Annotated in this window: 9 protein-coding genes; 8 read left to right on the forward strand and 1 reads right to left on the reverse strand. The window is 50.2% G+C overall.

What is annotated here, in order from left to right; translation table 11 throughout:
* The first annotated feature begins 21 nt into the window (after positions 1-21).
* The 3 genes from ACLHR0_RS18085 to ACLHR0_RS18095 all read left to right on the forward strand — a co-directional run bounded on the left by ACLHR0_RS18085 (position 22) and on the right by ACLHR0_RS18095 (position 3,560).
* The gene (locus tag ACLHR0_RS18085) at positions 22-1,251 is read left to right on the forward strand and encodes a PepSY-associated TM helix domain-containing protein (RefSeq protein WP_436488424.1); all 1,230 of its coding nucleotides are present in this window, start codon (positions 22-24) and stop codon (positions 1,249-1,251) included.
* Positions 1,252-1,428: 177 nt separating this feature from the next.
* On the forward strand, positions 1,429-2,364 hold the full coding sequence (locus tag ACLHR0_RS18090; RefSeq protein WP_436488426.1) for an NADP-dependent oxidoreductase: 936 nt from the start codon (positions 1,429-1,431) through the stop codon (positions 2,362-2,364).
* A 323-nt stretch (positions 2,365-2,687) separates the two neighbouring features.
* Positions 2,688-3,560 carry an EamA family transporter gene (locus tag ACLHR0_RS18095; RefSeq protein ID WP_429046242.1) on the forward strand — a complete coding sequence of 291 codons (873 nt, stop codon included), beginning with the start codon at positions 2,688-2,690 and terminating at the stop codon, positions 3,558-3,560.
* Between the two features lie 34 nt (positions 3,561-3,594).
* Here ACLHR0_RS18095 and ACLHR0_RS18100 read toward each other — a convergent pair whose 3' ends face one another.
* Entirely contained in the window at positions 3,595-4,173 is a 579-nt protein-coding gene (locus ACLHR0_RS18100; protein WP_429046243.1) for an RNA polymerase sigma factor, read from the reverse strand.
* A 161-nt stretch (positions 4,174-4,334) separates the two neighbouring features.
* On the opposite strand from ACLHR0_RS18100, the gene ACLHR0_RS18105 reads away from it, so the two are divergent.
* The 5 genes from ACLHR0_RS18105 (at position 4,335) to ACLHR0_RS18125 (ending at position 13,052) form a co-directional block, all read left to right on the forward strand.
* Complete coding sequence (locus ACLHR0_RS18105; protein WP_436488428.1) at positions 4,335-5,351, forward strand: FecR family protein; 1,017 nt, start codon at positions 4,335-4,337, stop codon at positions 5,349-5,351.
* Between the two features lie 264 nt (positions 5,352-5,615).
* Positions 5,616-8,876 carry a SusC/RagA family TonB-linked outer membrane protein gene (locus ACLHR0_RS18110; RefSeq protein WP_436488430.1) on the forward strand — a complete coding sequence of 1,087 codons (3,261 nt, stop codon included), beginning with the start codon at positions 5,616-5,618 and terminating at the stop codon, positions 8,874-8,876.
* Between the two features lie 22 nt (positions 8,877-8,898).
* Positions 8,899-10,551 carry a RagB/SusD family nutrient uptake outer membrane protein gene (locus ACLHR0_RS18115; protein ID WP_436488432.1) on the forward strand — a complete coding sequence of 551 codons (1,653 nt, stop codon included), beginning with the start codon at positions 8,899-8,901 and terminating at the stop codon, positions 10,549-10,551.
* Between the two features lie 30 nt (positions 10,552-10,581).
* Positions 10,582-11,865 carry an IPT/TIG domain-containing protein gene (locus tag ACLHR0_RS18120; protein ID WP_436488434.1) on the forward strand — a complete coding sequence of 428 codons (1,284 nt, stop codon included), beginning with the start codon at positions 10,582-10,584 and terminating at the stop codon, positions 11,863-11,865.
* A gap of 59 nt (positions 11,866-11,924) precedes the next feature.
* Positions 11,925-13,052 carry a family 20 glycosylhydrolase gene (locus ACLHR0_RS18125; RefSeq protein WP_429046253.1) on the forward strand — a complete coding sequence of 376 codons (1,128 nt, stop codon included), beginning with the start codon at positions 11,925-11,927 and terminating at the stop codon, positions 13,050-13,052.
* The last annotated feature ends 48 nt before the right edge of the window (positions 13,053-13,100 follow it).

Consider the following 13,100-nt stretch of genomic DNA (forward strand, 5'->3'; position numbering starts at 1 on the left):
ATCACTTTTATGCAGAAAAATATGAATGCAAATTCAAAGAAAACGGCCGGGAAAAAAGCAAAGTCCCGGTCGCTGTTCTATCGCATCTCCGCCTGGCTGCATCTGTGGCTGGGCATTGCTTCGGGTATCGTGGTAGTCATCGTGTGCGTAACCGGATGCATCTACGTGTTCAACGAGGAAATCACCGGCTGGATGGAACCGGAAGCAAATGTTCCGGTACAATCGCAGCCACTCATCGCTCCTTCAAAGATCCTGGAAGTAGCCGCGAAAGAATATCCCGGCAAAACTGTAGGCTACGTGCTGTATAAAGAAGGCAAAGCCGTAGAAGCCAATATCGGCGCAAGGAGAGGCGGTTCCACCCTGAAGCTGAACCCCTATACCGGCGCGGTAATCAATAAAGTAAACCGTAAAGAAGGGGAACTGAACTTTTTCAGATGGGTACTCAACGGACACCGTTTCCTCTGGCTGCCGGTTAAGATCGGCCGCCCTATCGTCAACTACAGCACTTTGATCTGCGTAATCACCCTGATCAGCGGCCTGGTGTTATGGTGGCCGAAAAGATGGAATAAAAGTACCCGTAACCAGAGCTTTAAAATAAAATGGGGCGCCAGCTTCAAACGCATCAACTACGACCTGCACAATGTACTGGGCTTTTACGCACTGCTGGTACTTTTTGCTATATGCGTTACCGGTATGGTATACGGACTGGAATGGTGGAGCAAAGGCCTCTACTGGGCTACCTCCGGTGGAAAAACATTGCCGGAATTCCGGGAACTGAAATCAGATTCCCTGCAGGCGGGCAAAAAACAGGATATTAACCTCGGCCAGAAAATGGATATTGCCTGGAAAACAGCGATAGGCAAACACCCGGAGGCATCCGGTTTTTACATGGCCTTCCCGGATACTTCCAAAGCCACCGCGTCTATTACCGTTATTGTATATCCTGAAAAAGGACAGTATTATAATAACCAGCGCTACGTATTTGATCAGCATACACTGGAACCGCTTACCGGGAATAAATTATATGAGCAATCCTTTGCAGAAGCCGAATTTGGCGCTAAACTCAGGCGCATGAACTACGATATCCACGTAGGCAGCATCCTGGGGTTACCGGGCAAGTTCATGGCATTCTTCGCCAGCCTGATCGGCGCTACACTACCTATCACGGGGTTTATTATCTGGTGGGGTAAAGGCCGGAAAAAGAAAACGCCGGCGCCGGTGAAAAGAAAGGCGCAAACAGCAGCAGTATAAAATAACTATTTCCCAATTACATAGATTCAGAGAAGAAAGGGCGTCATTCAGTTGATGTCCTTTTTTTATCGGGTGTACATACACCGGCTTTCTTTTAAATGTACAGAATTAAAGGAATAATGTACAAGTGAATAAAGAGATTATCGGTATAAATTTGCGCTTATAAAACAACGGACCATGAAAGCAATTGTTTTAAATAGTGCAGGAAGCGTAGATAACTTAGTACTCACAGACTTGCCGGTGCCGGTACCGGGAGAGGCCGAAGTACTGGTAAAAGTAAAGGCCATCAGCATTAACCCGGTGGATGTTAAAACCCGTGCCGGCAAAGGCAGGTACAACCTCCTGAAAGAGGAAAACCCGCTGATCCTTGGCTGGGATATTTCCGGCGTGGTAGTCGCTTCCAACTCACCGTTGTTCAAAGAAAACGATGAAGTATTCGGAATGGTCAACTTCCCTGGTCACGGCCGCGCATACGCGGAGTATGTAGCCGCGCCGGCCGCGCACCTGGCGTTGAAGCCGGCAAATATCTCTCACGATGAAGCGGCTGCAGCCACCCTGGCGGCGCTCACCGCCTGGCAGGCGCTGATAGATCATGCCAGCATAAGGCCCGGGCATAAAGTGCTGATCCATGCAGCGGCAGGCGGCGTAGGTCACTATGCAGTGCAGCTGGCCAAACATCTCGGCGCGTATGTCATCGGTACTTCTTCGGCCGCTAACAGGGAGGTGATCCTCGGATTGGGAGCGGATGAGCATATCGATTATCACACCCAGCCCTTAATAGATCATGTATCAGATGTCGATTTCGTTCTTGACACCATCGGCGGCGATACCATTGATCAGTCGCTCGAAGTAATGAAGCGCGGCGCTACTATTATCAGCATTCCTTCCGGTTTCCGGGAAGCGGTAACCGCCAAGGCGGAAGCAAAAGGCCTCACCGGCTTCTTCATCCTGGTGGCTTCCAACGGGGCAGAAATGGCTAGTATCGCTGCTTTGATGGAACAGGGCCTGCTCAGGTCCATCGTCTCCAAAACTTTCTCTTTGGAGGAAATGAAGCAGGCGCATCTCCAGATAGAAACCGGCAGAACAGTAGGTAAAATTATCGTACGGGTTTAACCGTTAGTAACGATTCCATAATAACAGCAGCGCAGTTTAAACAGGCGGTAGCCCGGCCGCCGGCGCTGCTGATTTTTTTTAGAGAGATGTAAAGAAATATTTCTATCTTGTTACCCATAATCAAGCACAAATGCACCGTATTTATTCAAGCACACCTCCGCCAGCTGTTGTTGTTTTGTCCGCAAAATAACCAGCACTACTACGGCTTCTAGCTATTCCTGTTACAGGAATCAGTTTGTCATTTATTTGCACTAAGTCTGTTTATTGACCTGGTTATTTTCGTGTACCCATATTCTCCCTTTTTTATTACACAACCGAAAATAATGACCAGGTATATATTAATGGTTTTTGCCGGCGCATGCAGCTTCGGCATCCTTTCTACTTTTGTAAAATTAGCCTACCGCGAAGGCTATACAGCCGCGGAAATATCCGTTACACAGGCCTGCACAGGCATGATCGTTTTGTGGATCCTGTATCTCCTTACCCGGCGGCAACGCCACCGGGTAAAGCCCGGCGATTGGGCCTGGCTGCTGTTGACAGGCGGCGGTATTGGCCTTACCAGTTTCGTATATTATGTGTCGGTAGCCTATATACCGGCATCGGTAGCTATCGTAATCCTGATGCAATTTACCTGGATAGGTTTGCTGATGGAAGCATTGCTGTTTAAAAAGATACCTTCCTTATTACAGCTCATCACCACCATACTGATCCTGGTGGGCACCTGGCTGGGCAGTGGGTTGGCCGGTGGCAGCCTTTCCGGCTTGTCTGTAAAAGGACTGTTGTATGCCGGCGCATCTGCTTTTTTATACGCCGTGTATATCATTGCCAACAGCCGCGTAGGCAAATCGCTGGATACCGGTAAGAAAAGTGCGGTCATCATTACTGGCTCCACGCTATGTATTTTCCTGGTAAACGCACCGCAACTGTTGGCCAGTACCCACTTCGATACGGGTCTGCTGAAATGGGCGCTGTTCCTGTCGCTTTTTGGAACCATTATTCCGCCGTTGCTGTTTGCCAAAGGAATCCCCAAGGTAGGGGCAGGGATCAGCGCGGTGATCATGACCGCCGAGTTGCCGGTGGCCATTGTGTGCTCGCATTTCATCCTGCTGGAACCTGTGAACGGCCTTCAATGGGCAGGAGTTGCGCTCATGTTGTTATCAATGCTGCTGCTGAATGCGCGTTATTTCCGCAAATAGAAGAGGAGACCGGGCATCTTGCCCGGTTCTTTTTTTACTGGTAGAAGATCGCTGAAAGCACTATTACCAGGCCATAGTCTTTAAACTCCCCGCGCATTACCTGCAACGATTTTCCCATGTGCTTTTCCACTGCCTTAACAGAGATGCCCAAACGCAGCGCGATTTCTTTATTGGACAAATGATCCCGGCGGCTCAGCAGGAATATTTCCCGGCTGCGCTCCGTTAATTTATCCAGCGCCAGCGCAAACCGCTGTTCCAGTAATTTCAGATCGTACGTATTATCTGTTTCGGCGGTAGTAGTTACGGGAAGTTGTTGGTGGTGCTGCTCATGCAGCAGCGAATTCCGCAGTTCATTCAGGATCCTGTTGCGCAGTGCGCCATGCAGGTATGCTTTGGCGTTTTTAATGCCGGTAAGGGTAGCGCGTTTTTTATACAGGGAGATAAAAATTTCCTGGATCATATCTTCCAGCAGATGAGGCGCCGGGAATTTCTTGTATGCATGTTGATACAGTTCTGCTGCATGGCGCTGGTATAAGACTTCAAAAGCCTTATTATCATTGTTCGCCAGTAGTGCCAGTAAAGCTTCATCCTGTAATGCAATATATTCCGTCATGCTTACCACTTAAGCCGGATCACATGATTGCCGGCTGCCCTTAAAAAGCATAAGATATAAAAAAAAGGATGCACCACATAAAACGCCCCGAAAAAATAAATTTCTACCAGGGGGTAGGGTAGCCTTTCACTGCTGTGTCTATACTGCAGACAACCAAAATAATGAGTGATCAACAACTGATAGGATTACTGGAAAAATACCTGCAGGGCAGGGGTACTGAAGAGGAACGGAATGCCCTGGAAGCCTGGTATGAAACATACCAGTCCGCAAAAGCGCCTGGCAGCGATCCGCAGCCCGATCTGCTGCAGATGTACCACGACATTACCGGCAGGCTGAAACAGGAAGGGGAATGGGTGGAGCCGCCACGCGCAAAAATCCACCCGCTCAAACAACGGGGATGGCGCATCGCCGCAGCCATACTGTTCCTGGTGGCCGGCGCCGGCATCTGGACGCTGCTTCCCCGCGCTAACAGGCAGCTGTCGGCAGATACAAAAGACGGCATCCGCAAAAAAATACAACTGGAAGATGGCACGCAGGTATGGCTCAATGTAAGCAGTCACCTTACCTATCCGGCCAACATCGGCAACAGCAGCAGGGAAGTATACCTGAAAGGAGAGGCCTTTTTTGAAGTAAAGCCAAAGGAAACACACCCCTTCACCATTCATACGTCGGGCGTGGACGTGCAGGTACTGGGCACCCGCTTTAACGTAAAAGCCTACCAAACCGATGAAAGCATGGAAACCACGCTGGTAGACGGCCGCGTGGCAGTAAGCCTTAGCGGGCATCCGGATAAAAAGCTGGTACTGGCGCCCGGTGAAAAACTCACCATCAGGAAGAAGGATAAAACGACGCCGGTAACAAATGGCCGTATCCTCGACTGGGACAGCGTACTGGCCATTGTAGAAACAATAACGCCAAATGTGACCAGCAAAAAGGTAAGCGAACTGGTATGGATGGACGACCGCCTGGAATTCAAAGACAAATCCTTCCCGGAACTGGCCATCTTAATGAGCCGCTGGTACAACCGTAAAATTATCTTAACAGATACCTTCCCGGCAGACTACCGCTTCAAAGGCACGTTCAAGAAAGAATCCGTTACAGAAGCGCTCAAAGCATTACAGGTCACTGCCGATTTTAATTTCACTATAAAGGGAGATACCATCTTTATACATCATTAATCAACCAGATCATAAAACAAACAGTAACACGATGAAAAAAATATTCCCGGTTCCCACCGAACCTGTATAACCACTCCTTCCGCCCATAAAAAAAGGGAAGTGCGGCAACACTTCCCCTAAAGCCAAACATGGTACGAAACAACGTAATCCGTGCGGGATGCCCGTTGTTTCTAATGTCTAACGTTCAATTTCAAATGTATGAAAAAAAAGCTGTGTTCAAAAACAGCCCTTTCCAACTATTCAGTGAGAAAAATATTCTTGTGTATGAAGCTTTGTCTCATCCTTATTACTGCTTCAATTTTACAGGTGCGCGCCGAAGTGTATTCGCAAAGCAAATTCACGCTCAACAGCCGGCAAATTGCCCTGCATAAGCTGCTGGAGTGGGTGGAAACGAAAAGTGACTACCGGTTTCTGTACAACTACAAAACTTTTCCGAAAGATGAAAAGGTAGATGTCAACTTCAAAGAAGCCACCCTGCCGGAGATCCTGGATAAAGTGCTGGCGAAAAATTTACGGTATAAAATGCTGGAAGGCGGACTGGTAGCCATCTCGGAAAGTACGGCCGATATCACGGTAACCGGTAAGGTAACGGCTGAAAATGGCCCCGAGCTGCCCGGCGTAAGCATCCAGCTGAAAGGGACCAGTCGTGGTACCACCACCGATGTTGACGGCAACTTTAAAATAACCGTCCCGGAAAACGGCGTCCTCATCATCTCCTACCTGGGATTTGAAACAAGGGAAATCGCCGTGAAAGGCAACGCGCAGCTGGCCGTCATAACACTGAAATCTTCCGATGCAGGTTTGAATGAAGTAGTGGTACTGGGATACGGACAAAAACAAACACGGCAAAGCATCACCGGCGCTGTGTCCAGCATACAAACAAAAGAACTGAAACAAAGCCCGGTAGCCAACCTCTCGAACGCACTGGCCGGAAGATTACCCGGCCTCATCACGGCGCAGCACTCCGGCCGCCCCGGCAGCGACGACTCACAGCTGTTTATCCGCGGTATCAGCACCACCGGCGCCACCAACCCGCTCGTGGTAATAGATGGCCTGCCCCGCGGAGATGCCAATATCGGTCAGCTGGACCCCAACGAAATAGAATCCGTTTCTATCCTGAAAGACGCTTCCTCTACTGCATTATACGGTATACAGGGCGCCAACGGTATCGTGCTGGTGACCACCAAACGCGGTAAAGACGGCCCGCCCAACATCCAGGTGAACATGCAGTATGCCTTGCAGCAGCCTACCAATTTTCCCCGCTTCCTCGATTCTTACCAATCCGGCCTGCTGGAAAATGAAGCCGCCAAAAATGATGGCATGCCGGCGGTATTCACCGACCAGGAACTGGAATATTATAAAACAGGACTGAAACCTTATGACTATCCAAATACCGACTGGTACAAGGAAATCATCCGGGACTATTCCCCGCAGAAAACAGTGAACATCAATATCGGCGGCGGTTCCAAATTCGTTAAATATTTTGTATCGGGTTCTTACCTGCGCCAGGAGCCGGTATACAACCACGCCAATGAAAATATCTACGGCATCAAATACAAATACGACCGCTTTAATTTCCGCTCCAACGTGGATATCACCCTCGATAAAAATACCGACCTGCAGGTAGACCTGGCCTCCCGCCTGGAAAACCGTACCAGTCCTTCTGCGGACCGTGGCAACAATGAATTTTTCTGGGTACTGCTGTCGCAGATGACCAATCGCCTTACACCCGTGTTTAACCCCGATGGCTCTATCGCCTCCGGCACCATGCGGGAAGATTTTTACAACCTGTATGGCGTGCTTACCCGTAACGGTTATATCGATGCCTATTGGCATAGTACCAACGGCAGCGTGGCACTCACCCGCAAGCTGGACTTTATCACACCCGGACTGAAAGTAAAAGGACTCTTTACTTTCGAGAACTATGGCGATATCAACTTTGCACTGGACCAGGACTTTGATTCTTATCGTTACAAATCAGTGCCCGGTGCAGAAGGTACGTATACCCAGCACCGTAAGGCCACCAGTTTACAACGCTCCGGTTATTCCAGCGGCGAAAGATATTACTACTATGATCTGAAAGTGATGTACGACCGCGATTTTGGTAAACACTCCCTCGGAGGCTTACTCCTGTTCAACCGCAATTACCGCTCCCAGTCGGGTAACCTCCCACGGGTATACGAAGGCTTTGTAGGCAGGATTGCTTACAACTACGCCACCCGCTACTACCTTGAATTCAATGCCGGTTACAATGGCTCCGAGAACTTTCCTCCCGGTAAACGGTACGGATTTTTCCCGGCGCTTTCTGCCGCCTGGGTGCTGAGTAATGAACAGTTCATGAGTGGCCAGTCGCTGTTCAGCTACCTGAAAATGCGTTTCTCACACGGTTACGTGGGTAACGACCAGGTAGGCGGCGACCGCTGGTTATATGTATCTGATTACGCCCGCGGCGATGGCTTTACTTTTGGCAGCGTGGGCACCGGCGCCGGCGGCTATTATGAAAACAGGGTGGGCAACACCGCCATTACCTGGGAGAAAGCAGCGAAAACAAACCTCGGTATTGAAACAGGATTTCTGAAAGATAAAGTGAAGTTTTCGGTAGATATTTTTAATGAACTGCGTAAAGATATCCTTACCTACGCCGGCACCATCCCTGCTTATCTCGGTATCACCGCATCACTGAACCGTAATATGGGCCGTATCCGCAATAAAGGTGTGGAAGCAGAACTGAATGTAAATTCCAACATCGGCGCAGTAGGCGTCTTTTCAAAATTGAATTACCAGTATGTAAAAAATAAAATACTGGAGATGGACGAACCCAAACTGGCATATCCTTACCAGAGCGCAGTAGGCCATCCTATCGGGTACGATCTCGGCTATGTGGCCGAAGGACTGTTCCGCAACCAGGATGAAATCAATAAAAGCCCGCAGCAAACTTTTTCACCACTCATCCCCGGCGACATCAAATACACCGACATCAATAAAGATGGCGTGATCAATGAAGCCGACAGGATCATGCTGCCCATGATGAATGTACCCACCAGTTATTTCGGGGCCACCTTCGGCATCGACTATAAAGGCCTGGATGTAAGTGTGCTGTTCCAGGGCGCAGGCGGCGGACGCCAGATCTACTCTTCGCAGCTCACCGGCAACTTCCGCGAAAGCTACCGGCCCATGCACCTGAACAGGTGGACGCCGGAAAACGCCGACAAAGCCACCTATCCTGTTTTACACTTATCGGAAAGTAATATGGCCAATAACTCGGTCAGTTCTACTTACTGGATCAGGAACACCGACTATGTTAAATTAAAGAATGCTGAGATAGGGTACCGGCTGCCGGCGCACCTCCTGAAAAAGGTGAAAATTAAAAGCGCACGCATCTATGTGAATGGTATGAACCTCATCAGCTGGGATAATGTGAAAGAACTGGGGATAGATCCGGAATCCAATACCGGCGGCCGCTGGGGCTGGCAGCCTTATCCGATTATGCGCGTGTATAATGCCGGTATCACCATCAATCTTTAATCACCTGTGATAAATTAAAATCATGAATACGTTCTTCGTTAAAACAGGGATAGCAGCAGTACTGATCATGTGTGTTACTGCCTGCGGTAAGAATTACCTGGACAGGAAGCCCAGTGATCTGATCACTGAAAAAGAAGTGTTTTCAAATATTGAAAACGCCGAAAAGTTTGTGAATACTATCTACCAAAGCTTACCCAATATTTTTAAGCCCGGGTCGGCATGGCCGCTCAGCAGTGCCACCGACGAAACCAACCAGGCCAGCGATAATTCCGCTTCTTATCCCGATGCCGGCAATTTCAACACCGGCTCCATGAGCCCTGCCAACTTCCCGATGCAGAGCTCCTGGGCCGACTATTATGGCAAGATCCGTTCGTGTAATAAGTTCCTTGCGCAGTACGACCTCGTGCCCCAGGATCCTAACTATCCGCAACGGCGCAGCCGCCTTAAAGGAGAAGTGCTCACCCTGCGCGCCTTCTACTATTTTGAACTGATGCGCGCCTGGGGAGGCGTACCACTGCTGCTGTCGGAGAAAAATCCGTTCGATGATCCAACAGGCATTTACTACAAACGCAACAGCATCGATGAAGTAACTGCCAGCATCCTCAACGACCTGCAGGAAGCCGGCACTTTGTTGCCGGTGGCTTACAACGATCGCCCTTCCAACTGGGGCCGTGCCTCCAAAATGATTGCACTGGCGCTGGAAGGCCGCGTACGGCTGTTTTACGCCAGCCCGCTCTACAATGCAGGCAACAATACCGCCCGCTGGCAGGCTGCCGCAACCGCCTGCAAGGCCGCACTGGACACTGCTATCGCCAACGGCTACACGCTGTACGACACCTACGGCGATATCTTCACCCAATACTTCAACCGTGAAGTGATCTGGAGCCGCCCCGCACCCGGCGCTTTCGGCGATGGTGGTATTGACCGGGAAATGAATCCCCGCAGCGCCAACGGCTACGGCAACATTACACCGCTGCAGGAACTGGTAGATGATTACGAAATGAAAACCACCGGCCTTTCCATTAAAGATCCCGCTTCCGGCTACAGCGCGCAACGTCCTTACGATGGGAGGGATCCCCGCTTTTATGCGACCATCCTGTATCCCGGCTGCTCCTGGAAAGGAAAGGTGCTGGATCCGAACGGGGCCGATGCACCGCGCTCCGGCCAGATTGCCACCAACTACTGGCCACGGAAATATCTCCTCCCTTCGGTCGACCTGTTTGCAGGCACCGGTGGCAGCGATCGCAAATGGGTACTCATCAGAACCGCGGAACTTTATCTCAACTACGCGGAAGCACAAAATGAAGCCGCAGGCCCCGCAACAGAAGTATACGATGCCCTCAATGCAATCCGCACCAGGGCCGGTATGCCGGGTATCAACGGTGGAACCAAAGAAACGTTGCGCGAAAAGATCCGCCATGAAAGAAGAATAGAACTGGCATTGGAAGATCATCGCTTCTGGGATGTGCGCCGCTGGAAAACCGCTGAACAGGTAGATAATAAAGAAGTACACGGCGTAGCCGTTAGCGGCACCGGCAATGTTTCCTACCGCTATCCGGTAATAGAAAAAAGGGTGTTCGATCCGGGTAAAAATTACTGGCTTCCCATTCCGCAAAGTGAAATGGATAAGGTAAGCAGCCAGAATCCTGAGTTTACGCAGAATAAAGGCTGGTAAAGCGTTCTACATCTCCCTAAATTTAAAAAAATGAAAACGATAATATACCGCTTACTGGCAGTATGGCTGTTGTTTACAGCCGCTGCCTGTAACAAAGACAACGATTTCGAACACGATAACAACGCACCGGTGGTGGTGGATAAATTTACACCGGAAACCGGCGCCGCCGGCACGGAAGTGCTGATCTATGGAACCAATTTCAGTAAAGATACCAATGGGGTGACCGTTACGGTGAATGGCAAAAAAGCCCTTGTCACCGGCATTATCAGCGATCATATCCTGGTAGTAATCCCGGAAAAAGCTGGCAGCGGTAAAGTAGTCGTAACCATTAACGGCAAAGCAGGCACCGCTCCCAAAGACTTCCAGTATTTATCTTCCTATAAAGTAACCACCCTGGCAGGCAACGGCGCGGCAGGCTACTCCGATGGCAAAGGCACAAACGCCGCTTTTAATTTTGATAAACGCTGCGGCCTCGATGTAGACGATAACGGAAACGTATATGTAGCCGATGCAGGCAACTTACGCGTGAGAAAAATTGCACCCGATGGCGCCGTCACCACACTCGCCGGCAGCGGCACCTCCGGCTATGTGGAAGGCAAAGGCCCCGCCGCACAGTTCTATCTTCCCTTTGATATTGTAACCGATAACAGCGGGAATGTATTCGTATCCGATCCTTCCGCATGGACCATCCGCAAAATCACACCCGATGGTACCACCTCCCGCATTTGCTGGGGCGAAGCCTGGGGAATTGGCATCGATAAACGCAACGGCACCCTGTACTACGCCAACAACGGCAGCCCTGGCAGCATTTATCAGGTAACGCCTGATGGCAGCAGCGTTACACCCATCATCACCGGGCTAAACAGACCCGCCGATGTAGCGGTAGATGACAAAGGAAATTTATTTGTAACAGAGAATGGAAACTCCGTGATCAAAAAGTTTGCTGCAGGTAACTGGGCGCCCACTATCATCGCCGGCGCGGAAAATCAAACCGGCCTGGTAAATGGTACCGGTACCGCTGCACGTTTTGAAAATCCCTGGAGTATTATCGTGGACAAAGCCAACAACCTGTTCGTAGCCGGTAACGGCAGTGCCGACGGATCTTCTGTTAACAGCAACCAATGCATCCGCTTCATCACTGCCAACGCCTGGGAAGTAAGCACCTATATAGGCGGCAGCACCGCAGGATTTGCGGATGGCGCCGGCGCAGCAGCGCTGTTTAATGCGCCTACCGGCGTGGCGGTTGACAAAGACGGCGTAGTGTATGTGCTCGACCGCAACAATAACCGTATCCGCAAAGTAACGGCAGAATAAGTAGCAGTGGCGGCCCGGAGACGGGTCGCCACTTTTCTCAGATAATTAAATGTTCAGTAATGTTCAAACAAGTCCTGTTTTATATAGCCCTATGGCTGTTGCCCGCAACTGCCATGTCGCAAACACCAAAAGATTTCAAATGGAACGTATTGCCTGTAAAAGGGTTGCTGCTCAGCGTACCAGCTCCCCAGGATGTGCCGCTGCTGTGCCGCTTTATCAAGGAAGCCCTGAAGGCGGAAGGGGTAAACACGCTGGCGTTACGGATTGAATATGCATACCAGTTTAAATCGCATCCCGAACTCGCCGAGCGCAACGCGATTTCGGAAACAGACCTCAAACAGATTGTAGCCGCCTGCAAGGAAGCCGGTATCCGCTTTATCCCTACCATGAACCTGCTGGCCCACCAGTCGGAACAAACAGAAATGGGACCGTTGCTGAAAAATTACCCGCAGCTCGACGAATCACCGGACTATAATCCGCCGGTGCCCTGGAAAAACGGCGGTATGTTCGACTTCTACAGCAAAAGCCTATGCCCGCTGCACCCCGACCTGTTCAAGATCATTTTCCCCCTGATGGATGAACTCATCGATGTATGCGGCGCCGATGCGCTTCACGTGGGACTTGATGAGGTGTGGATCCTGGGCTATGATAAGTGCCCCCGCTGCGGGGGCCGCGACAAAGCCGAACTGTTTGCAGGCTATGTAAACGCCTTGCATCAGCATCTCAAAGAAAAAAATTGCCAGCTGTGGATGTGGAGCGACCGCCTGATAGACGGAAAAGAAACCAACCTGCTCGGATGGCAGGCCAGTATGAACAATACCGCCAGGGCTATAGACCTGATCCCGAAAGATATCATGATCTGCGACTGGAAATATGAAGATGCACCGCCCACCCCGGCTTACTTTGCCATCAAAGGATTTCATGTATTGCCTTCCGCCTGCGGAAAAAAAGACGTGGCGCTGGCACAACTGGAACAGGTATATGCCGCCCGGAAAAATGCGCTGCGGGCAGATTTTTCCTATACGTTATCTGAACGGATGCCCGGCGTATTCGAAACCATGTGGGTAAATACAAAAGAATTTATTGATGCCTACTACAACCGAAAAGGTGTGCGCAAACCAACACAGGATAATGCAGATACCTTTAAAGCATTGTTTGCAGAGATCCGGAAAAAAGAAAAGATGTAGCATACTGCTATTTTACGCAATCGTTTGTGCTGGAAAAGCCGGGTGAAA

The organism is Chitinophaga sp. ARDCPP14 (genome assembly GCF_051362515.1).
Classification (GTDB): domain Bacteria; phylum Bacteroidota; class Bacteroidia; order Chitinophagales; family Chitinophagaceae; genus Chitinophaga.